Consider the following 21,947-nt stretch of genomic DNA (forward strand, 5'->3'; position numbering starts at 1 on the left):
AAGGCGAGTTTCGTTGAGCGCGCTAGGCGCCGGATTTGGGCGAGCTGTGAGTCGACTGTGGATCACCAGGAAAGCGCACGACGAACTCGGTCTTGCCGGGCACGCTGTGCACCCCGATGGTGCCGCTGTGGGCCCGCACCACTGCGGCGACGATCGCCAGTCCCAGGCCGGTGCTGCCGCCACGCCGCGACCGCGACGAATCGCCGCGGGCGAAGCGCTCGAATATCTCGGGCTGCAGCCACGGCGGAATGCCAGGACCGTCGTCGGCGACCGTGAGCGCGGCGCCACCGGAATCGTCGATGGACAGCGCTGTCGTGACGGTGGTGCCTGCAGGCGTATGCGTCCTGGCGTTCGCGAGCAGATTGGCGAGCACTTGGTGCAGCCGGGCTTCGTCGCCGGTGACGACAACGGGCTCGTCGGGCAGATCCAGCGACCACTGATGGTCGGGTCCGGCGATATGGGCGTCGCTGACCGCGTCGACGACGAGTCGGGACAAGTCGACCTGTTCGCGCTCCAACGGCCGTCCGGTGTCCAGCCGAGCCAACAGCAGCATGTCCTCGACGAGTTGCGTCATGCGCTCGGTTTCGGATTCGACGCGGCTCATCGCGTGCGCGACGTCGTCGGGCAGGTCATCCCTTTTGCGTTGCGCCAGTTCGGTATAGCCGCGAATCGCGGCCAGCGGCGTACGCAGTTCGTGACTGGCGTCGGCGACGAACTGACGCACGCGCGTTTCGCTGGCGTGGCGGGCAGACAGCGCACCGGCGATACGATCCAACATCCGGTTCAGCGCCGAGCCGAGCTGTCCGATCTCGGTGTCCGCGCTGAGGGGATCGACCTTGACGATCGGTGTCGGCAGTCGCACCTCGCCGCGGTCGAGTTCAAGGTCGGCCACCTGCCGGGCAGCCTCGGAAACCCTTGACAGCGGCGCCAGTTGGCGACGGATGATGATGATGCCCGCGGTGGTGCCGCCGACAAGTGCTACCGCGCCGACGACGCCGAAGATGACCATCACCGTCAACAAGGTGTCGTCGACGTCCGAGGTGGGCAACCCCGTCACGATCGTCTCGCCGGGACCGCGGGCGTGCATAGCGACGACGCGGTAGCGGCCAAGGCCGTCGAGCCTCATCGTGATCGGTTTGTCGTTCGGCAGCACAGTGGCGAGTTGTTTGGCTGCGGTGCTGCTGATTTCGGACTGTGTGCCGTCTGCGTTGATGATGCCCGCATCGACAGGGGCGCCGCGGCTTACCACCGCCCCGACCGTGCGGGCCGCTTGCCCTGGGGCGTTGAGGAAGTAGGGGCCAGGCCCGAAGTCGTTACGAATGATAATGCGCCGCGTGAAGTCTGGCGGCGGGAAGCCAGGCACCTGCTCCATGCCGGGCGGTCCCGGTGGCCCTGGTCGTCCGGGTGGCCCCATCGGAGGCCCGAACTCGAACAGCCCGACCGAACGGTGACCGGTTTCGGCCAGCCGGTCGTCGAGTTGATTCATCAAAAAGCGTTGCAGCGCAAGCTCGGTGCCCACCCCGATCGCCGCGCACACCAAGGCCAGCAGGACGATCTGAGAGGCGAGCAGCCTGGCCCGCAGCGACCAACTGCGCGGCGAGCGGAAGCGGCCGCGCCGGACCTCAGCGGGGGGGCTTGAGGACATAACCCGCGCCGCGCAAGGTGTGGATCATCGGCTCACGCCCGTTGTCGATCTTCTTGCGCAGATACGACACGTAAAGCTCGACGATGTTGGACCGACCACCGAAGTCATAACTCCACACCCGGTCCAGTATTTGCGCCTTGCTGAGCACGCGTTTGGCGTTGCGCATCATGAATCGCAACAGCTCGAACTCGGTCGCGGTCAGTGAGATCAGCTCGCCGCCGCGGGTGACTTCGTGGCTGTCCTCGTCGAGGACCAGATCGCCGACGATCACCTTGGCGCCGCCCGTCTCGCTCGTCACGCCGGTGCGCCGCAGCAGCGCGCGCAGCCGCAGCACCACCTCTTCGAGGCTGAACGGTTTGGTGACGTAATCGTCGCCGCCTGCGGTCAAACCGGCGATGCGGTCCTCGACCGAGTCTTTCGCGGTCAACAGGAGCAACGGCAGGCCGGGAATCTGCTCACGCAGCTTGTGCAGCACGTCGAGCCCGCTCATGTCCGGCAGCATCACGTCGAGCACCACCACATCGGGCGGTGTCTCCCTCGCCGACGCGATCGCCGAGGCGCCGTCGCCTGCCGTCGCGATCTCCCATCCCTCGTACCGCAGGGCCATCGACACGAGTTCGGCGAGCACCGGCTCGTCATCGACGACCAGCACGTGGATCGGCTTGCCGTCCGCACGCCGCATCACCACGCGCGCGGGTTCGGTCTCGTTCACGCTGAAAGCGCTGGGAGTGGACACGCGCCCATTATTCGTCGCGGCCATAGGTCTCGACTGTGCCTTGTCTATGTGTCGGCTGTGAAGGCGTCCAGGTATACGAGATTCCGGCAACACGCACAGCGGACTCACATGAACGGCTTGCACTCTGGTCACATGAGCACCCCTCAAATCGCCGAGCATCGGGCGTGGGGCTGGCGCGGGAGCGTTGGCGCCATCGCGGTCGCAGCGGTCATCGCCGCAGTCGGCGGGGCCGCCATCTACGCCGCGACCGAGGGCACGTCCCACCCGTTCGGCGCCTCCCACCAGCCAGGACCGCAGATCGGAATGCACGGCGCGATGGGCGCACCGGGCCAGAGTGACAGCGCACCGCACTCACTGCACGCGGAATCCGTCGTGGCCGACGGCAACGGCGGTTACCGCACCGAACTGACACAGACCGGCACGGTCACCGCGGCCTCGCCCACCTCAATCACAGTGCGCAGCGCTGACGGCTACACACAGAGCTACGTCATTCCCGCCGCGGCGCGCAATGCCGGCGCACCGCTCGCCGTTGACGCCCAGGTGGCCGTGCGCGCCACCCGCGACGCTCAGACGGCGATCGTCACCAGCATCGGCAATCCGCCACCGGATCTCGGCGGATCCGGGTCGGCGCCGACTCACCGGAACTGACGCCGCTACGGGGTGGCGAACCCGGACGGCGTCGTCGCGGTCACCGGTGGTGTCGCGACGCTGGTTTCCACGGTCGTGGGGGCCGTCGTCGACGTGGTCGTTCCGCCGAGCGTGATCTCTGGGCCCTCGCTGATGTTTCCCGGTGCGCCGCTGACCACGACGGTGAACGCGCCCATCCCAACAAGGGCGCAGGCACCGATACCGGCCGCGACGAGTTTGAGCTGACTCGGATTCACCTCTGACCACTCCATTCGGTCTCTGGCCTCGAACAGTTCATGAGGGGTCTACCAGCGACCCCTCCGCTGTTTCGGGTAACCGAACGGACCGTGGGTGAAACGTCAGAGGCGCTAGGAGCCGGCGCCGCCGAATGGGGTCGCCTTGACCAGTGGCACCGCGATCGTGGTTTCCGGGGCAGCCGGCGGCGTTTCCTGGGTGCTGGTTGCGCCGACCGTCATACCCGAGCTGGTGATCGTCGCCGGCGCCGCCTGCTGGCTGATCGCCATGCTCAGCGCCCCCGCCGCCACTACGGCGCTGCCGCCGATGACGGCCGCCAGCATCTTTACGTTGGTTTGCCTGGTTGGTTGCATGGTGTTCGCTCCTCTATGACTGTGAGCCGGGCCGTCGCCTCAGCGCGACGAACAGGCAAACGTGCAGGTCGGAGCCAGTGAATGCGAAAATCCTGTGAAGGCACTGGATCGAGCGTGCGAACTACCTACATGCGCGCTGTCACTGTTTTCACAGTGAAAGAGTCGGGCGCGCGGGGCGCTTGCCGGTGGTTATGCAGGAACCATCTCTTACCCTGTGCGTCATGCACGCCGCCCGTGGATGTCGCCCATGACGCGATTTCTCCTGCGGCGACTGCTGAACTACATCGTGCTGCTGGCGGTGGCCTCGTTCCTTACCTTCTCGCTGGCTTCGCTGACGTTTCGACCGTTGGACAGCCTCATTCAGCGGAACCCGCGCCCAGCGCAGGCCGTCATCGAGCAGAGAGCCGCCGATCTGGGTCTCGACAAGCCGATACCGCTGCGCTACGGCCATTGGGTGGCAGGCGTTGTGCACGGTGATTTCGGCACCACCATCGGCGGACAGCCGGTTTCGGATGAACTGGGGCGACGCATCGGCGTCAGTCTGCGTCTGCTCGTGATCGGCTCGGTCGTTGGCACCGTGATCGGCGTTGTGGTCGGCGCGTGGGGGGCGATCCGGCAGTACCGCCTCTCAGACCGCATCATCACGGTGTTGTCGCTATTGGTGATCAGCACACCGGTTTTCGTGATCGCCAACGTATTGATCCTCGCCGCGTTGCGGGTCAACTCGGTGCTCGGTGTGCAGTTGTTCGAGTACACCGGCGAGACGTCGCCGGATGCCGTCGGTGGGGCGTGGAACCAATTCGTCGATCGCGTTCAGCATCTGGTGCTGCCCACGTTCACGTTGGCCCTGGGGGCCATTGCGGGCTACAGCCGGTATCAACGCAACGCGATGCTCGATGTGCTCGGCCAAGACTTCATCCGCACCGCTCGCGCGAAGGGATTGACCCGGCGCCGCGCTCTCTTCAAACACGGGCTGCGCACGGCGCTGATCCCGATGGCGACGCTGTTCGCCTACAGCGTCGCCGGCCTGTTCACTGGCGCGGTCTTCACCGAGAAGATCTTCGGGTGGCACGGCATCGGCGAGTGGTTCATCCAAGGAATCGCTACCCAGGACGTCAACATCGTCGCGGCGATCACGTTGTTCTCCGGTGTGACGATTCTGTTGGCGGGCTTGCTTTCTGATGTCATCTACGCCGCACTCGACCCAAGGGTTCGGGTGCAATGAGCGAACCCGTCACCAGGCATGATTCGTCGCCCGCGACCAAAGACACCTCGACCACTGCGAAGTCGGGCGTCGAGGTGTCGCGCTTCGCGTCCCGGCGCGAACTGGTGTGGCGTCGATTCCTGCGCAACAAGACTGCCGTCGTGTCGCTGGTGCTCCTCGTGGCGCTGTTCATCGCCTGTTATGCACTGCCGTCCGTGCTGCCCTACAGCTACACCGATCTCGATTTCTATGCTCTGCAACAGCCGCCGACCACCGACCATTGGTTCGGCACCAACGCGCTCGGCCAAGACCTGCTCGCCCAAACCCTGCGCGGCATGCAGAAATCCATGCTGATCGGGGTCTGCGTGGCGTTCATCTCGACGATCATCGCCGCGACGGTAGGAACAATTTCCGGCTATTTCGGCGGGTGGCGGGATCGCACGCTGATGTGGATTGTCGACCTCATGCTCGTCGTGCCCAGTTTTCTGTTGATCACCATCGTCGTACAGCGGACCAAGGGCGACATAGTCTGGCTGATCCTGCTTCTCGCGGTCTTCAGCTGGATGATCAGCTCACGCATCGTGCGGGGCATGACGATGAGTCTTCGAGACCGTGAATTCGTCTCTGCCGCACGCTATATGGGCGTGAGCAGTTGGCAGATAATCGTCCGCCACATCCTGCCGAACGTCGCGTCGATTATCATCATCGACACCGCGTTGAATGTCGGCGTCGCGGTCCTTGCCGAAACCGGGTTGAGCTTCTTGGGATTCGGCATCCAGCCACCCGACGTGTCACTGGGCACCCTGATCGCCGACGGCACGAAATCGGTGACGACTTTCCCGTGGGTGTTCCTGTTTCCGGCAGGTGTGCTGGTGTTGATCATCTTGTGCTCCAACCTGGTCGGAGACGGCTTGCGCGACGCACTGGACCCCAGTGCCCGCCCGCTGAGGAAGCGTCGCCGATGAGCCTGCTGCAGGTGACCGATTTGACCGTGACGTTCCCAACTGATGCGGAGCGGGTAAACGCGGTGCGCGGCATGAACTTTGACGTCGAAGCGGGTGAGGTCGTCGCGCTCGTCGGTGAATCCGGCTCCGGCAAGTCGGCGACTGCGATGTCAATCATCGGGTTGCTGCCCGAGTACGCAGACGTGTCCGGGTCGATCCGACTGCACGGCGACGAACTGCTCGGCTTGTCCGACACTGAAATGTCGCAGATTCGCGGCAGAACCATCGGTACGGTGTTCCAGGATCCGATGTCCGCACTGACCCCCGTCTACACGGTGGGCGACCAGATCGCCGAGGCACTGGAAATCCATCAACCCGATATCGGAAAGCGGGCGGCCCGCAGCCGGGCCATTGAACTGCTCGAATTGGTCGGTATCGCCCAGGCCGAGCGCCGCGCCCGCGCGTTCCCGCACGAACTCTCCGGAGGAGAACGCCAACGCGTCGTGATCGCGATCGCAATCGCCAACGATCCCGACCTGCTCATCTGCGACGAGCCGACCACAGCGCTGGATGTCACGGTGCAGGCGCAGATCCTCGACGTGCTGCGGACCGCACGTGACGTCACGGGGGCCGGCGTGCTGATCATCACGCACGATCTCGGTGTGGTCGCCGAATTCGCCGACCGCGCACTGGTCATGTACGCCGGTCGCGCAGTCGAGACGGCCGACGTCGATGTGCTCTACCGCGACCGCCGAATGCCCTACACCGCCGGCCTACTCGGATCGGTCCCTCGGTTGGATGCGCCGCAAGGCACGCGGCTTGTGCCGATCCCAGGCGCCCCGCCGTCGATGGCAGCGCTGCCGCCCGGCTGCCCATTCGCCCCGCGCTGCCCCCTGGCGATCGACGACTGCCGTGCGGCCGAACCCGACCTGATCGAGCTGACTCCTGACCATCGAGCCGCGTGCATTCGCACCGACCAGGTGGCGGGCCGAAGTGCGGCGGAGGTCTATGCGGTATCCACCGAGGCACCCGCCGCGGAAGCCGAACGTGCCGCCCCTGTGGTGCTGCGGGTGACGGATCTCGCCAAGACGTACAAATTGACGACCGGCGTGGTGCTGCGCCGGAAGGTCGGTGAGGTGCGTGCTGTCGACGGCGTCAGCTTCGAATTGCAGCAAGGCAAGACGCTGGGCATTGTCGGCGAATCGGGCTCGGGCAAGTCAACGACTCTGCATCAGATTCTCGAACTCGCTGCGCCACAGTCCGGTTCGATCGAGGTGCTCGGTGCCGACGTCGCCACCCTCGACCGACATTCGCGTCGGGCGCTGCGCGGCGATCTGCAGGTGGTGTTCCAGGATCCGGTCGCGGCGGTCGATCCGCGGTTACCGGTCTTCGATGTGCTGGCAGAACCGTTGCAAGCCAACGGCTTCGACAAGAGCCGAACGGACGAACGCGTGGCCGAGCTGCTGGGCATTGTTGGACTGCGCCGCGAGGATGCCAGTCGCTATCCTGCCGAGTTCTCCGGCGGGCAAAAGCAGCGCATCGGCATCGCCAGGGCGTTGGCCTTGCAGCCGAAGATCCTCGCGCTCGACGAGCCCGTTTCGGCGCTCGACGTGTCGATACAGGCCGGCATCATCAACCTTCTGCTCGACCTGCAGAGCCGGTTCGGCCTGTCGTATCTGTTCGTCTCGCATGATTTGTCGGTAGTCAGACACCTGGCCCACCGAGTCGTGGTGATGCACAAAGGCAAGATCGTCGAGCAGGGCGACGGCGATCAGGTTTTCACCAACCCGAAGCAGGAGTACACCCGCCGATTGCTTGCCGCAGTTCCTCAACCTGACGCGAATCGCAGGTAACGTCTTTCGCTATGGAGTTCCGACGCTTCGCCGTGATTGCCGTTACCGCAGGTCTGATTCTCACCGGATGCTCCGGCGGCAACAAGCAAACACCGCAGGCCGGCGGATCCGCCGAGGTCGGGACGACCAACGACATCAACCCCCAGGATGTCTCGAAGCTGCAGCAGGGCGGCAATCTTCGGTTGGGGCTGCTCGCTTTCCCCGAGAACTTCAACCCGTTGCACATCGACGGCAACTCCGCCGACTCGGCAGGCATGCTCAAGGCGAGCATGCCGCGTGCCTTCCGGATCGCCGCCGACGGGTCGATGACGCTGAACACCGACTTCTTCACCGGCGCGGAGTTGACCGGAACCAATCCGCAGGTCGTGACGTGGACCATCAACCCAAAGGCCGTTTGGAGCGACGGCACCCCGATCACCTGGGAGGACATCGCCTCGCAGATCCACGCCACCAGCGGCAAGGACAAGGCCTTCGCGAGCGCCAGCCCCAACGGGTCCGACCGGGTTGAATCGGTGACGCGCGGCGTCGACGACCGCCAGGCGATCATGAAATTCGCCAAGCCCTACGCGGAGTGGCGCGGCATGTTGTCCGGCAACACAATGCTGCTGCCGAAGAGCATGACCGCGACGCCTGAGGCGTTCAACAAGGGTCAGCTCAACGGTCCCGGCCCGTCGGCGGGGCCTTTCATCATCTCTGGACTCGACCGGACCGCACAGCGAATCACGTTGACGCGCAACCCGAAATGGTGGGGCACGCCGGCACTGTTGGACAGCGTCACGTACCTGGTCCTCTCTGACGAAGCACGCATCCCCGCTCTGCAGAACAACACCATCGACGCGACCGGTCTGGCCACCCTGGACGAGCTGACAATCGCGCGGGGTACCAACGGGGTCGCGATCCGCCGTGCGCCTGGAAACAGTTGGTATCACTTCACATTCAACGGCGCACCCGGCTCGATCCTGGCGGACAAGAACTTGCGCCTGGCGATCGCCAAGGCCATCGACCGCCAGACGATCGCGAACGTCACCCAGCGCGGGCTGGCTGACAATCCGGTCCCGCTGAACAATCATGTGTATGTCGCAGGCCAGGAGGGCTATCAGGACAACAGCGCCGTCGTCGCGTTCGACCCCGAGAAGGCCAAGCGGGAACTCGACGCTCTCGGCTGGAAACTCAACGGGCAGTTCCGTGAAAAAGACGGCAAGCAGCTGGTCATCCGCGACGTGCTGTTCGACTCGCTGTCCACGCGTCAATTCGGGCAGATCGCGCAGAACAACCTGGCCCAGGTCGGGGTCAAGCTCGACCTGGACACCAAGGGCGGTGCGGGGTTCTTCTCGAACCACATCAACGTCGGGGATTTCGATATCGCCCAATTCTCTTGGGTGGGAGACGCTTTCCCGCTTTCGGGACTGCCGCAGATCTATGCATCGGATGGCGAAAGCAACTTCGGCAAGATCGGCAGCCCCGAGATCGATGCGAAGATCGAGGATGCCCTCAAGGAACTTGACCCTGCCAAGGCACGCGATCTCGCCAATGAAGTCGACAAGCTGATCTGGGCCGAAGGGTTCAGCCTGCCTCTTACGCAGTCGCCGGGAAACGTGGCAGTGCGAAACACTTTGGCGAATTTCGGCGCATTCGGACTTGCCGATGCCGACTACACCAAGATCGGCTTCATGAAGCAGTAACGCGATGCACGGTGCGGGGAACTGCGGCAGGGACGGCCTTTTCGACGGCGGCGGCGCCTGCGATGGCCCAGATCGCCAGCCGAACCCCGAGGCCGCCCGGCGCCGCGTCCAGCTTCCTGGCACGGGCCGGCAGACCTGACGTCGCGCCGTCGTAGGTGGCCTTGATGATGTCCAGCGCTGCCCGCTCACGAAGGTCGATCGCCGAATGCCCGGCGGTGGCCAGCCTGACCAGCACCGCGCCCGGGATCAGCGAGGCGATCCTGTCGGCCACGGCGGGCGGGGTGATCAGGTCGCGACCACCCGAGATGACCACCGTCGGCCAACTGAACGTCGGCATCGCCTCGACGAGATCGAACGGCTCAGCTTCGAATTCCGTTGTGCTCACGTCGAACTCGAGAAAAGCGACGGCGGGGTCAAGCGGCTTTCCGTCTGGAGCAGCCGCGTAGTTCAGCTCGCGGTAGCCGATCCTGCCGACCAAATCGGGTTCGTGCCGGTAGGGCGCCTTGCGTTCGAACAGGAAGCGCGCGCCCCGGTCGAGGGCCGACCACAGCGCCAGCCGCCCGGCCAGCAACAGGTCGAGTTGACGCCGTAACACCGCGGGCCCGGCGAAGCCGTACACCGCGGCGGCCAGCTGGGTGGCCTGCGGGCTGAACTTCTGCTGGTCAACGAGCTGGCGCACCTTGGCGGCCAGGTCAGCGGTCTCGGCGCTGTCGCCGTCCCACAACAGCCGACGGGTCGCCTCGCGGACGGCGTCGATATCGTCGGCCGACAACACCGGTGAGTCGAGAATCATCGCGTGCACCCGATCCGGGTGTCGCACACCGACTCCGGCTGCGACGTAGGTGCCATACGAGGTGCCGTAGATGGTGGCCTTGGCGACGTGGGCGTCGTCAAGGACAGCGGCAACGTCGTCGACCACCTGGTCGATGGTCAGCGCCTCGGGCGGCAGATCCGTGCCGCTGTCGTTATGACGGGACATGCCCACGCCGCGGTGCTCGATCATGATCACGTCGAGGCCCTCGGCGGCAGCGCGGCGACGGAACCCTCGGTACAGAGCGATCGAGGCGGCGCCGGGCCCGCCGGGGATGACGACCAGCGGATTCGTCGATTTACGCCCCGTGCGCACATAGAACAGGTCGAAGTCCTCTGTGCCATCCGGCCGGATCGGCCGTCGCACCGCGCGCACGCCTGGCAAAGCGGCCAGCTTGTCGTGCGCCCGGCGACGCTTGGCGTTCATCGTCATCACCACACATTGTGCCCCGTCGGCCGTTCTTAGGCTCCCGATGATCCAAAGCAGTGCGTGTCAGGGCCCGGTTTCGATAAAACCAGGCCATGACCTCAGTAGACCGCGCAGCTCGCACACTGCCAGGCTCGCCCGAATGGGCAAGCCTGCTCGACCAGATCGGTGCTGGCGCAAAAGATCGAGATCTCAACGACGAGAACCCCTTTGACCAAGTGTCTGCGTTGAAGCGAGCCGGATTCGGCATCCTCCGGTTGCCTGAGCATCTCGGCGGTACCGGACTCACTGTCCCGCAACTGTTCTCAGCGGTAATCGATGTCGCCAAGGCCGATCCCATTGTGGCCCACATCTTTCGGACGCACTTCTGGTTCGTCGAGGAAAGACTGCGCACCGCCGACGATCCCAGCTCCGCGCGCTGGTTGCACAAGGTTTCCGAGGGCAAGATTTTCGGCAATGCGTTCAGCGAGAAGGGTTCACTGGCCGTCGGCAGCCTCGTCTTCAACACCCGCCTGCTACCCGCGGATGGCGGTGGTTACCGGCTCAACGGCGAGAAGTTCTACAGCACCGGCACGCTGTTCTCCGACTATCTCACCGTCGCTACCACCACCGACCACGACTCGGTCGCGACGGTGGTGGTGCCCGCCGACCGGGCGGGCGTGCGACTGATCGACGACTGGGATGGCTTCGGCCAGCGCCGCACCGGCACAGGCACCACGGTGTTCAACGACGTCGCGGTGTCTGCGGATGAGGTCCTCTCCGACACCCCCTATGACGCGGACCCGGCGCCGACGGTGCAGTATGCGTCGCTGCAGCTGTACATCCACGCCGTGGTGGCCGGCATCCTGGCCGCGGTCGTGGATGACGGTGTCGCGCTGCTGCGTTCACGCGACCGCAGCTTCAGCCATGCGCTGTCCGAGCGGCCGACCGACGACCCGCTGTACCAAAGGCAGCTCGGCGAGTTGGCCGCGACCGCCTACATCGCGCGGGCCGTCGTGCTCGATGCCGCTGCAGCCATTGAGGCCGCGACGGCATCCGAGACCGGCGGCGTTCCCGACACGCGGCTCGCCGAGGAAGCCCAGCTGAAAGTCGCCAAGGTCAAGGTGCACCTCGACGACGTGGCACCGCAGGCCGCAACCCGGCTGCTGGAGTTGGGCGGGGCCAGCGCGGCCAGCAGGCAGCGCAACCTCGACCGGCACTGGCGCAACATCCGCACCATCACCCTGCACAACCCCGTGGCGTACAAGGCGCGGGTGATCGGCCAGAACCTGTTGCACGGCACGCCGGTTCCGGCCAACGCCTACTTCTAGCTCTTGGATATCCCCGCGTTTGCGAGCCACTTCTTTGCGATGTCGGCGAGGTTGGTGCCCTTGGCCGCCTCGGCATTCATCGAGATCAGGTCATCGGTGGTGAGCTTGGCCGACACGGCGTTCAATGTCTTGGTGATGTTGTCGTTCTGCTTGCCGGACTTGATCAGCGGGACCACGTTCTCCGCGGCGAACAGGTTCTTGTCATCCTCAAGCGCGACAAGGTGGTTGGCGTGCAGGCCGGGATCGGTGCTGAACAGATCGCCCGCCTGGACCTGACCGTTCGTCAGCGCGGTCATCGTCAAGGTGCCGCCTGCGTCGAGGCTGACGAAGTCCTTGAAGTTGAGGCCGTACAGGTCGCGCAGCCCTACCACGCCCTGGGTTCGGGTCTTCCATTCGGGCGGTCCGCCGAGGACGAGTTCGCCTGCGACCGGCTTGAGGTCGGAGATGGTCTTCAGCTTGTACTTGTCGGCCGTCGCCTGTGTCACGGCCACGACGTCCTTGTCTTCTGCCGGTGACGGCGTCAGCATGGACGTTCCTGCCGGCAGCTTCGTCGACAGTTCGCTCTGCACCGCTTGCGGGGTGGCGGCAGTCGACTTCGGATCGAGGTAGCTCAACAGCGCCCCGGTGTACTCGGGAACCAGGTCGATGGAGCCGTCCTTGAGGGCCTGGAGATAGACCTCGCGGCTACCGATGTTGAACTGTTCCTTCACACTCACACCGTCCGCCTGCAACGCCTGTGAGTAAATGCTTGCGATCAATTGGCTTTCGGTGAAGTCGGCCGAACCCACGATCACCTGCGAGCCGGACGACCCGCTGTTGTTACCGCCGCCTGAGAGCGGGTCGCCGCCCCCGCCGCCGCACGCGGACAACGCGAGGACGGAGGCTGCGGCCATGGCCGATAGCAGTGTGCGTTTCTTCATGGTGATTCTCCTAGGTGGTGGCCGGCTCGAGGACGGTTGTGGATATCGGTGAGCTTGATTTGGCGGTGGTGCGGCGCAGGCCCGGTGACACAATGACACGGCCGAGCCATGCGAAGGTGAACTCGAGAGCGAGCGCCAGGATCGCGACAAGGATTGCCCCGCCGGCCATTTCGGCAAAGCTGGCCTGCGCCCTGCCATCGAGAATGAATCGACCCAGCCCCTGCAGGCCCAGGTAGGCGGCGATCGTGGCCGTCGAGACGATCTGCAGCGTCGCGCTTCTGACGCCGGAGACCATCAGCGGCAAGGCGCAGGGCAGCTGCACACGCAACAGAATCTGGGGCTTGGTGAACCCCATTCCCCTTGCTGCGCCGACGGCGTCGGGATCGGCGGTCTGGATGCCGGCATACGTTCCGGTCAGGATCGGCGGCACGGCAAGCAGCACAAGCACAATGATGGTCGGCAGCACATAGACCAGCTTTCCGGCGACGACCGGCGAGATGACCAGGAACAGCAGCACGAGCAGGCCCAAGGAGGGCAGTGCGCGCAACGCGTTGGCCGACCCGGCGACCAACGCCTCCCCGCGTCCGGTGTAGCCGATGAGAACTCCCAGCGGAACCGCGATGACCAGGGCGGCCAGCAACGCGATCGCGGAGTACAGCAGGTGGTAGCCGACCTGCGCCGGAATACCGCCCGACCCCGACCAATTCACCGGATCGGTCAGCCACGCAACGATGTTCATGAAGTGACCGTCCTTTGCCGCCAAGGGGTCAAGAGTCTGTTCAGCCAGATGATCAGGCCGTCGAAGACGACCGCAAGCACCACGCACAGCGCGATGCCCGTCACGAGCGGAACGTACAGCCGCAACTGGAACCCCTGCGTGAACAGGGAACCCAACTGCGGGATCCCCAGCAGGGCCGCCATGGTCACGATGCTGACGTTGGACACCACTGCCACCCGCAGTCCAGCGGCGATGACCGGAACCGCGACCGGCAGTTCGACGAGAACAAGTCGCTGCCACCCTCGATAGCCCATGGCCTCGGCGGCCGCAACCGTGTCATGCGGCACCGAGTCCAGCCCATCGGCGACCACCCGCACGAGCAGTGCCAGTGTGTAAAGCGTCAGTGCGACAACGATGTTCAACGGGTCGAGGATCTTCGTGCCGAGGATCACCGGCAGGATGATGAACAACGCGAGCGAGGGAATCGTATAGAGCAGCCCCGCGGTGCCGACGATCGCAGCCTGGCCCCTCTTGAATCGATGCGCCCACCAACCGAGCGGGAGCGCGATGAGGAGCCCCAGGATGGTCGGCACCAGCGTCAGCCAGGTGTGGCTGATCGTCAGCGAAACGATCCGGTCGATATTCGACGATATCCAGTTCATGCCGCCGTCCTCGCGGCCTTCGCGCGGCGGATCGCGTCGATCACGTCGTGATCGGATGCGGTGCCGAGCAGCGCGCCGTTCTCATCGGTGACGACGCAGCGGCTGCTCGGGCTGGAGAGCGCCGAGTTGAGCAGGTCACGGAGCGGAGCAGTGCGCGGCGCCGACGTGGCGCTGAGGTTGACGTCACTGTCCTGGATGCGGTCGCCGCGGACATTTTCGGTGTCGACCCAGCCAATCGGAGCCCGCTTCTCATCGACGACAAGAACCCACCGCCCCTGCGACGCGATTGACGAGACAGGTTGCCCCACAGTGATAGTCGGTTCCTCGCTGAGCTTCAGCAGCTCATCTGAAGTGTGGAACCCCAGCGCGCGATAACCGCGTGCCGAGCCGACGAAGTCGGCGACGAACGCATCGTTCGGCGCGGCGAGCAGCTCGGCAGGCGTCGCTGCCTGTGCCAGCGTTCCGCCCTGCCGAAGCACCACCACCTGGTCACCGAGTTTGAGCGCCTCGTCGATGTCGTGGGTGACCATCACGATGGTCTTGGAGATGTCAGCCTGCAGCCGCAGAAATTCGTCCTGCAACTGGTTGCGCACGATCGGGTCGACGGCGCTGAACGGCTCGTCCATCAACAGGAACGGCGGATCTGTCGCCAATGCGCGGGCCACTCCGACACGCTGCTGCTGGCCACCGGACAACTGCCACGGGTAGCGCCGGGCGAATTTCGCATCCAGCCCGACGCGCTCCAGGAGTTCGATTGCCTTGGAACGGCTTTCCCGCTTTCCGCCGCCAAGCAACCGCGGCAGCGCGGCGACGTTGTCGACCACCGTGCGGTGCGGGAACAGGCCTGCGTTCTGGATGACGTAGCCGATCCTGCGGCGCAACGCGACCTTGTCGAGCGTCTGGGTGTCGACCCCGTCGAGCGTGATGCTGCCCGAGGTCGGTTCGATGAGCCGGTTGATCATCCGCATCGACGTCGTCTTGCCGCATCCCGACGGGCCGACCAGGGTGGTGATCTTGCCGTTGGGTGCGGTGATCGTGAGCTTGTCGACGGCAACGGTGCCATCGGGATAGACCTTGGAGACGTTGTCGAACGTGATCATGAGTGTCCTTCTGGCGGAGTGGAATTCGAGCGACGACTCAAGCCGGCAGACAGCGAAGCCGCTGCCGCGCCGAGCATTCGCCCGTATTCGGCGGATTGCGAGGAATTGAGCCGGTAGCTGGGAATCACCAGGCTCAGCGCGGCGACGATGCGCGACTCGGAATACACGGGGCATGCGATCGCGGTGACATCCGCCTCGACACCCCGTTCAACGATCACGTACCCCTCGTCGGGCACCCGACCGCGCAACGCGTGCCCGGCCGCTGACTTGTCCAACGGAACGGTGCGACCGACCCAGCTGGCATGGCGCACGGAATGAGTGCCCTCGACGATGCTGATGTAGAGCGCAGTGCCGCCGTGTCCCTCGACGCTCAGGTATGCCGATTCCCCCGCCTCGGCGACCAGCTTCTCCATCACGGGCTTGGCGAAGTCGATCAACGACTCGTTGGAAAGGGCCTGCGCCCCGAGCTGGATGAGGCGGCTGCCGGGCCGGTAGGTGCCGCCGACTTCTTCCTTGGTGACGAAGCCGGTGTTCTCCAGTGTGCGGAGCAGCCGAAGCGCCGTACTCGGCGCGAGATCGCACTCCCTCGCGCTTTCGGCGAGGTTCGCGCCACCGCGGTCGCAGATCGTGGCGAGCAGGGCGAGCGCGCGCTCCACGGTCCGCGTGGACGGTTCGGCCACCGTGACCTCCTCTCACCGCCATGCAATCTACGAGGGGTTTGTTGCGAGCAACGCCTCGTCGATTTCCACTAAGTAAAATTCAAATTCCATCTAGCGGCAATACCCGGTTTCGGTGATGATAGGACTCGTCGCGCGCGTGCGATAGGTAACGAGGAGAATTCCATGCTTGTACTTAACGGATCCGCGAGTATCGCCGACGTGGTGGCAGTCGCGGACCGCCGCGAGCAGGTTTCGGTCTCGCCGCGCGTTGTCGAAGCCGTCGACCACGCGCATCGGGTGGCCGCGGAACTGGGCACCCGCTTCCCCATCTACGGCAGAACCACCGGCGTCGGCGCGAATCGAAACACGGCCGTGTCGCCGACCGACACCGAATACGGCATGCGTCTGCTGCGCAGCCACGCGGTAGATGCGGGCGACCCGCTGGACGACAGGACGGTGCGGGCGATGCTCGCTGTGCGGCTGGCCCAGTTGTGCGTGCCTGGCGCGGGACTCGATCCGAAAATCTTGTCCGGACTCGCGACGATGCTCAACGACGACGCCCTGCCGGAGCTTCGTCAGTACGCGTCGATCGGGACTGGGGACCTCGCCCCGCTCGCAGGCACCGCATTGACTCTGATCGGTGAGCGGCGGGCGTCGAAGCCGCTGACGCCGATGGCACCGTGGGGCGCCGACAGCGCGTTGCCGTTCATGAGCAGCAGCGCGCTCACCGTCGGCCGGGGTTGCCTTGCACTGGACGAGCTTTCACGTCTGGAAAGAGCGTCGAGCATGATCTACGCGCTCAGTTTCATTGCACTGGACGGCAATCCCGAGGCGCTGTCTTCCGTCGCCGCGCAAGCGTCGGCCGCCCCGTATGTCGCCACCGTCGCCGATCGGCTGTGCTCACTGCTGGCGGACGGGCTGGATCGACCACCTGCCCGCATCCAGGATCCCTACGGCCTACGGGTGTACCCGGTTGCGCAGGCGACGGTGCTCGCGTCCATGCACACGCTGGAGGGGCAACTGGAGCGAACGCTCAACTCCGCGCAGGAGAATCCGCTGTTCGATATTGACAAGGGCGCAGTCGTCCATCACGGTGCGTTCTACCAGGCGTCGTTGTCGCTCGAATTGGATGGCACCACGTTGGCGCTCGCGCTCACCGCTCCCATCACGCACTCCCGGATCAGAATGATCAACGACCCGGACACCAACGGCGGCAACGCTTTTCTCGCAGCTGATGCGCCGGGGTCGTCCGGGCTGATGATGGTCGAGTACGTGGCCGCAGGTGCGATCGCGGAGATCCGCAACGCCGCCCAACCTGCGTCTGCCGGCACGCTCGTGCTGTCGCGGGGCGCAGAGGAGGACGCCACCTTCGCGTCTCAGGGCGCACAGCAACTCGAGCGGTCCATCGCCGCATACCGGGTCTTGCTGTGCTGCGAACTCGTTGGCGCAGTGCGACTTCTGCGCCACCGCGGACTCGACGATCAGGTCGGCGGTGTGGTTGGCGAGGCGCTCGAGCTTGCCGGCGTGCTGCCCCGCGCCACCGACGACCGCGACCTCCGCGGGGATATCGCGTTGGCGGAATCCCTGCTGGATGAGATCGGCCGACTGGTGCCCGCCGAAACGACGAGCTAATCCGCTCGGATCAGGTCTGCGGCCTTCTCGCCGATGAGCACGCTGGGCGCGTGGGTGTGGCCGCGGATGATTGTCGGCATCACCGACGCATCGGCGACCCGCAGCCCGTCCACCCCGCGCACGCGTAGCTCAGGGTCGACGACGCTGGCGTCGTCGCTGCCCATCCGGCAGGTGCCAACCGGGTGATAAAGCGTGTGCGACAACGAGTTCAGTGCCGTTTCGAGCGTCTCGTCGTCGAGTACCCTCGCGCCCAGCGGCCTGGCGATCTTGCCGATGATGCCCTTGAGCGCGGCGGCCCTGGCGATATCGGCACACATCCGCAACCCGGACATCAGCGCTGCACGGTCGGCGCCGTCGGCGTCGGTCAGGTACCGGGGGTCGATGATCGGCTTGTCTTTCGGATTCGCCGACCGCAGGGTGATGGTGCCGCTGCTGTGCGGCTTGAGCAGGATCGGACCCATCACAACGGCATGGCGGTCGTAGGGATCGCCGAGCCCTTCCTCGAAGTACGGAGCGGGCGCGAAAATCAGCTCCAGATCTGGGTGTTCGAGGTCCGCGCGGCTCTTGGCGAAGCCGTAGGCCTCCCCGACGTTGGACGTGAGCATGCCGCGTCTGCGCGCAAAGTAGTTCACCAGTTCCAGCGGTTTCTCCGCCGTGAACAGAGTGTCGTTGGGCACGTCGAAACCAATCGGGACCACGAGATGGTCCAACAGGTTCGTGCCGACACCGGGTGCCTCGGCCACCACGCCGATGCCGTGCTCGGTGAGCTGGTCGCCAGGCCCGATGCCGGACAGCATCAGCAACTGCGGGCTGTTGATCGCGCCGCCGCACAGCACCACCTCGCGGCGGGCCTTCACGACGCGGCGAGCACCCAGCTGCTCGAATTCCACACCGACTGCGCGCTTTCCGTCGAAGAGCACACGCGTCACGGTGGCCTCGGTGTGCAAGGTCAGGTTTCGCCGCCGCAGCGCCGGTTTGAGATACGCGTCGGCGGTGCTCCACCGCGCTCCCCTGCGCTGTGTGACGCGGGTTTCGATGAAACCCCTGTGACCGCACTCGCGCGCGGCTTCCAACCAGGCCGCCGTTGCGCTGCGTGGGCTGCGCTGCGGCGAGATGACGAGCGGTCCGCTTTCGATGCGCTGGAAGTACTTCTCGACAAACCCGTAGCTCCACTGCTCGCCGGCGTGCTCGGCCCACTCGTCGTAGTCCGCGGGAAAACCCCTGACCCACATCATCGCGTTCATCGATGATGAGCCGCCCAGCACTTTGCCTCGCGGCCAATAGATTTCGCGGCCGTCGAGTTCCTTCTGCGGTTCGGTCAGGTAATCCCAATCCATAGCGCTGCGAAAGAGTTTCGCGAAACCGGCAGGGATGTGAATGAACTTGTCCTTGTCCCGCGGGCCAGCCTCGAGCACCACCACGGACACGGCCGGATCTGCGCTGAGCCTGTTGGCCACCACTGAGCCGGCTGAGCCGGTCCCCACGACGATGTAGTCGGCATCCACCTGCCGGAGTCTATGAGTCCGCCAGTCGTTGCACGCTCAATTCGTCGGCACAGGTGTGGCCGTGGCGTATTGCCGATGACGTCAATTCAGCAACTCTTTCTGATGGCGAATTGACCGGAAATGCTGGCATAACGGGGCGAGGGGACTATTTTGGCAACCGTGATCGGGCTGTCTCACCCTACCCTCGCGAGCCGAAAGGGAGAAGTCGATGAAGAATGCCACCCACAAGTTCGTCGCGGTTTGCATCGGGGCCCCTCTGATGGCTCTCATGGTCGCAGCCCCCACCGCGTTCGCCGCCCCGTGTGATGCGTCGTGCGGCGTCGGCGGTGCATCCGGTGGCAACGGCGGTATCAAATCGGGCGGTAAAGCCAACGGCGGCCAGGTGGTTGGCCCGCGTGGCGGCACCTTCTCGGGCACTGTAGCCACCAATGGTCCCACCAGCTCGGGTCGCATCGTCACAGCGCCGGATTCTCAATTCGGCGCAGGCACGTTGAGCGGCAACTTCACGACGTTGCCGGGGAAGGGTCATTGCACGGGCGGCTTGACTCAGTTCTGCTGACCGACAAGGCCGGCACCGCCTCGGCCTCGAGCAGCTCTGCGTGCGGTGCCCGGGCGGGAAGCAACCAGGCGACGACGATCGCGGCGCCCAGCGCGATTCCCGCGCTGACAAGCGAACCGACCTGCAGACCGTCGAGAAACGCCGTGTTGACAGCGGCGCGGGCGTCGGGAATCAGCGAGTGCGGAAGCTGACCGATGACTCGTTGCGCGGCGGCCATCGACCGTTCCATTGTCGCGCGGGCATCGGCGGGCAGGTTGGCCAACGCCGGGCTGGCGGAAAGCCGACTCGAATAGATCGAGGCGAACACGCTGCCGACGATCGCGACGCCCAGCGTTCCACCGAGTTCACGGGTGGTGTCGTTGACCGCCGAACCGACGCCGGCCTTGTCCGGGGACAGCGAGCCCATGATCGCCTCGGTGCCCGGCGCGGTGGTCAGGCCGAGGCCACCGCCGAGAAGCACCATCTGCAAGGCGATTTCGAGGTACGGCGTAGCGGCGTCGGCTGTCGACGCCCACGCCAGTCCAGCCGCGAAGGTGGCTAACCCGCCTGCGACCACCGCAGTGGTGCCGGTCCTTTCGACAATGCGCGGACCGATGATGCTGGCGACCGCAATCGAGACGGCGACGGGCAGTAGCCGGACCCCGGCCTCAAATGCGCTGTAGCCCTTGATGAATTGGAAGTACTGGGTGATGACGAAAATGAACCCGAACAAGGTCAGAAACCCTGCGGTCACCGCCAGGCTGCCACCGGAGAACCGCCTGTTGAAGAACACCGTCACGTCGAGCATCGGGTGCGGGGTGCGCCGCTCCCACAGCGCGAAAACCGCGAGCACTGCCACGGCACTCACGAAGCCCGCGACGGTGTGCGTGCTGCCCCAGCCCCAATTCGGCGCCTCGATGACGGCGTAGACCAGCGCAGTGATGCCGATCGAGGACAGCACCAGACCCGGCACATCGACCGGCGGTGCCGCGGGATCACGTGAGGTCGGGATGAACAGCACGCCGCCGATGATCGCCACCGCTGCCAGCGGCACGTTGACCATGAATACCGAACCCCATGAGAAGTGCTCGAGCAGCCAACCACCGGAGATCGGCCCCGCGGCCACACCGACGCCGACCATGGCGGCCCACAGCCCGATCGCCTTCGCGCGCTTCACCGGTTCGGCGAAGATGTTGGTGATCAATGACAATGTGGTTGGGAAGATGACGGCGGCGCCGACGCCCATGGCTGCCCGCGAGGCGATCAGCGCATCGGCCGAGTTCACTCGTGCCGCAATGGCGGAGGTGACCGCGAACAGCGCGAGGCCGGCACTGAGCCAGCCGCGGCGACCGAAACGGTCGGACAGGCTGCCCGCCGACAGCATGAGTCCGGCCATCACGAGCGTGTAGGCGTCGACGATCCATTGCAGCTGCGCTGTGTCGGCGTCCAAGTCCCGCGACAGAGTGGGTAGCGCAACGTTGACGATGGTGGCGTCCACGCTGATGACGAAGACGCTGAGGCAGATGAAGACGAGCGCGGCGACCGGGCGGTCTTTGAAAATTGGGGTGCTCATGGCCAGAACCGTAAACCTCTTAGACAAGTTTTTCAAGCGATAAGACCTATTACTTGTCTAAGTGGTAAGGTTATTCCCATGCCACGGAGCTACCAGCAGAACTGCCCGATCGCCAAAGGCCTCGATGTGCTCGGCGAGCGCTGGACGCTGCTGATCCTGCGCGAGCTGATCGGTGGTCCTCGCCGCTATGGAGATCTGCGCGGACAGCTGCCCGGGATCGCCACCAACCTGCTGGCCGACCGACTGCGCGAGCTGGAGGAGGCCGGTCTGGTCGATCGCGAGGAGTTGCCACCGCCGGTCGCGCGGACGGTGTACACGCTGAGCCAGACGGGCTGGCGCAAGGTGCTGCCGGTGGTCAAGGCGATCGCGATGTTCGGCCTCGACATGGTCGTGCCGGATGCCTCCGCGCTGACGCCGCTCAACGGATTTCTCGCAGGCATCCTGCTCGGCATTGATCCCGGCAGCATCGGAGACGTGCGCGCGTCGTATCGCGTCGACATCGACAAACGCAGGTTCGAGTTCGCCGTCGACCCCGCAGGCTTGAGCGCACCACAGGGTTCGCCCGCCGTCACCGTGACGACGACGGCAGCTGACCTGATCTCCGCTCGGCTGGGCGCGACCGCGGCCGAGCGCAAGGCCGCTCTGCGGCGGATCAAGTTCGACGGGGACGCGGACGCCGTCGGCGACATGCGACGCGTGTTCGGCCTATCCGGCGACCCTGGTCTACAGGCGGCCTAGCTCTCGGCGCGAGCGGCCAGTTATGACACAGTTTTTGCGAGATCCTGTGCCGCAAG

Annotated in this window: 21 protein-coding genes; 9 read left to right on the top strand and 12 right to left on the bottom strand. The window is 65.3% G+C overall.

Annotated features, from left to right (window positions below; all coding sequences use genetic code 11):
- Positions 1-22: 22 nt before the first annotated feature.
- Together J3E61_RS00370 and J3E61_RS00375 are read right to left on the bottom strand one after the other, a co-directional pair.
- Positions 23-1,645 (bottom strand): HAMP domain-containing protein, encoded by a 1,623-nt coding sequence (locus tag J3E61_RS00370; RefSeq protein ID WP_210082198.1) that lies wholly within the window; start codon positions 1,643-1,645, stop codon positions 23-25.
- On the bottom strand, positions 1,623-2,327 hold the full coding sequence (locus J3E61_RS00375; RefSeq protein WP_192726991.1) for a response regulator: 705 nt from the start codon (positions 2,325-2,327) through the stop codon (positions 1,623-1,625). The genes J3E61_RS00370 and J3E61_RS00375 overlap by 23 nt, the downstream gene beginning before the upstream one ends.
- A gap of 186 nt (positions 2,328-2,513) precedes the next feature.
- Here J3E61_RS00375 and J3E61_RS00380 point away from each other — a divergent pair, with 186 nt between their 5' ends.
- Positions 2,514-3,029 carry a hypothetical protein gene (locus J3E61_RS00380; RefSeq protein WP_210085689.1) on the top strand — a complete coding sequence of 172 codons (516 nt, stop codon included), beginning with the start codon at positions 2,514-2,516 and terminating at the stop codon, positions 3,027-3,029.
- A gap of 5 nt (positions 3,030-3,034) precedes the next feature.
- Here J3E61_RS00380 and J3E61_RS00385 read toward each other — a convergent pair whose 3' ends face one another.
- Together J3E61_RS00385 and J3E61_RS00390 are read right to left on the bottom strand one after the other, a co-directional pair.
- Positions 3,035-3,280, bottom strand: a complete 246-nt coding sequence (locus tag J3E61_RS00385) for a hypothetical protein (protein WP_192726577.1) — start codon at positions 3,278-3,280, stop codon at positions 3,035-3,037.
- A 96-nt stretch (positions 3,281-3,376) separates the two neighbouring features.
- Complete coding sequence (locus J3E61_RS00390; protein WP_210085370.1) at positions 3,377-3,586, bottom strand: hypothetical protein; 210 nt, start codon at positions 3,584-3,586, stop codon at positions 3,377-3,379.
- Positions 3,587-3,863: 277 nt separating this feature from the next.
- On the opposite strand from J3E61_RS00390, the gene J3E61_RS00395 reads away from it, so the two are divergent.
- From J3E61_RS00395 to J3E61_RS00410, 4 genes are all read left to right on the top strand, one after another.
- Complete coding sequence (locus tag J3E61_RS00395) at positions 3,864-4,841, top strand: ABC transporter permease (RefSeq protein ID WP_210082199.1); 978 nt, start codon at positions 3,864-3,866, stop codon at positions 4,839-4,841.
- Between the two features lie 74 nt (positions 4,842-4,915).
- Positions 4,916-5,785 carry an ABC transporter permease gene (locus J3E61_RS00400; RefSeq protein ID WP_210085371.1) on the top strand — a complete coding sequence of 290 codons (870 nt, stop codon included), beginning with the start codon at positions 4,916-4,918 and terminating at the stop codon, positions 5,783-5,785.
- On the top strand, positions 5,782-7,617 hold the full coding sequence (locus J3E61_RS00405; protein WP_210082200.1) for an ABC transporter ATP-binding protein: 1,836 nt from the start codon (positions 5,782-5,784) through the stop codon (positions 7,615-7,617). The genes J3E61_RS00400 and J3E61_RS00405 overlap by 4 nt, the downstream gene beginning before the upstream one ends.
- Positions 7,618-7,628: 11 nt before the next feature.
- Positions 7,629-9,299, top strand: coding sequence for an ABC transporter family substrate-binding protein (locus tag J3E61_RS00410; protein WP_210082201.1), 1,671 nt, complete (start codon positions 7,629-7,631; stop codon positions 9,297-9,299).
- Here J3E61_RS00410 and J3E61_RS00415 read toward each other — a convergent pair.
- Positions 9,286-10,542 carry an alpha/beta fold hydrolase gene (locus J3E61_RS00415; protein WP_210082202.1) on the bottom strand — a complete coding sequence of 419 codons (1,257 nt, stop codon included), beginning with the start codon at positions 10,540-10,542 and terminating at the stop codon, positions 9,286-9,288. The two genes, J3E61_RS00410 and J3E61_RS00415, sit on opposite strands and share 14 nt — an antisense overlap.
- Before the next feature lie 89 nt (positions 10,543-10,631).
- Between J3E61_RS00415 and J3E61_RS00420 the strand changes: the two genes are divergently transcribed.
- Positions 10,632-11,846, top strand: a complete 1,215-nt coding sequence (locus J3E61_RS00420) for an acyl-CoA dehydrogenase family protein (RefSeq protein ID WP_210082203.1) — start codon at positions 10,632-10,634, stop codon at positions 11,844-11,846.
- On the opposite strand, the gene J3E61_RS00425 is transcribed toward J3E61_RS00420, so the two are convergent.
- The 5 genes from J3E61_RS00425 to J3E61_RS00445 are packed head-to-tail and all read right to left on the bottom strand — an operon-like array spanning position 11,843 to position 15,926.
- Positions 11,843-12,766: an ABC transporter substrate-binding protein gene (locus tag J3E61_RS00425; protein WP_192726584.1), complete on the bottom strand. Its 924-nt coding sequence runs from the start codon at positions 12,764-12,766 to the stop codon at positions 11,843-11,845. The two genes, J3E61_RS00420 and J3E61_RS00425, sit on opposite strands and share 4 nt — an antisense overlap.
- 10 nt (positions 12,767-12,776) lie before the next feature.
- The gene (locus tag J3E61_RS00430) at positions 12,777-13,505 is read right to left on the bottom strand and encodes an ABC transporter permease subunit (protein WP_192726585.1); all 729 of its coding nucleotides are present in this window, start codon (positions 13,503-13,505) and stop codon (positions 12,777-12,779) included.
- Positions 13,502-14,146, bottom strand: a complete 645-nt coding sequence (locus tag J3E61_RS00435) for an ABC transporter permease subunit (protein WP_192726586.1) — start codon at positions 14,144-14,146, stop codon at positions 13,502-13,504. The genes J3E61_RS00430 and J3E61_RS00435 overlap by 4 nt, the downstream gene beginning before the upstream one ends.
- Complete coding sequence (locus J3E61_RS00440) at positions 14,143-15,246, bottom strand: ATP-binding cassette domain-containing protein (RefSeq protein WP_210082204.1); 1,104 nt, start codon at positions 15,244-15,246, stop codon at positions 14,143-14,145. Before J3E61_RS00440 ends, J3E61_RS00435 begins: the two co-directional genes overlap by 4 nt.
- Positions 15,243-15,926 (bottom strand): IclR family transcriptional regulator, encoded by a 684-nt coding sequence (locus J3E61_RS00445; protein ID WP_210082205.1) that lies wholly within the window; start codon positions 15,924-15,926, stop codon positions 15,243-15,245. Before J3E61_RS00445 ends, J3E61_RS00440 begins: the two co-directional genes overlap by 4 nt.
- A gap of 162 nt (positions 15,927-16,088) precedes the next feature.
- On the opposite strand from J3E61_RS00445, the gene J3E61_RS00450 reads away from it, so the two are divergent.
- Positions 16,089-17,537: an aromatic amino acid lyase gene (locus J3E61_RS00450; protein ID WP_210082206.1), complete on the top strand. Its 1,449-nt coding sequence runs from the start codon at positions 16,089-16,091 to the stop codon at positions 17,535-17,537.
- On the opposite strand, the gene J3E61_RS00455 is transcribed toward J3E61_RS00450, so the two are convergent.
- Positions 17,534-19,042, bottom strand: coding sequence for a GMC family oxidoreductase N-terminal domain-containing protein (locus tag J3E61_RS00455; RefSeq protein WP_210082207.1), 1,509 nt, complete (start codon positions 19,040-19,042; stop codon positions 17,534-17,536). The two genes, J3E61_RS00450 and J3E61_RS00455, sit on opposite strands and share 4 nt — an antisense overlap.
- A gap of 208 nt (positions 19,043-19,250) precedes the next feature.
- Here J3E61_RS00455 and J3E61_RS00460 point away from each other — a divergent pair, with 208 nt between their 5' ends.
- On the top strand, positions 19,251-19,601 hold the full coding sequence (locus tag J3E61_RS00460) for a hypothetical protein (protein ID WP_192726591.1): 351 nt from the start codon (positions 19,251-19,253) through the stop codon (positions 19,599-19,601).
- Here J3E61_RS00460 and J3E61_RS00465 read toward each other — a convergent pair.
- Positions 19,546-21,153 carry a DHA2 family efflux MFS transporter permease subunit gene (locus J3E61_RS00465; protein ID WP_210082208.1) on the bottom strand — a complete coding sequence of 536 codons (1,608 nt, stop codon included), beginning with the start codon at positions 21,151-21,153 and terminating at the stop codon, positions 19,546-19,548. The two genes, J3E61_RS00460 and J3E61_RS00465, sit on opposite strands and share 56 nt — an antisense overlap.
- Before the next feature lie 78 nt (positions 21,154-21,231).
- Here J3E61_RS00465 and J3E61_RS00470 point away from each other — a divergent pair, with 78 nt between their 5' ends.
- A complete protein-coding gene (locus J3E61_RS00470; protein WP_210082209.1) occupies positions 21,232-21,891 on the top strand; it encodes a helix-turn-helix transcriptional regulator in 660 nt (219 codons plus the stop codon).
- The last annotated feature ends 56 nt before the right edge of the window (positions 21,892-21,947 follow it).

Origin of the sequence: Mycobacterium sp. OAE908, from assembly GCF_017872775.1 — a bacterium.
GTDB lineage: Bacteria > Actinomycetota > Actinomycetes > Mycobacteriales > Mycobacteriaceae > Mycobacterium.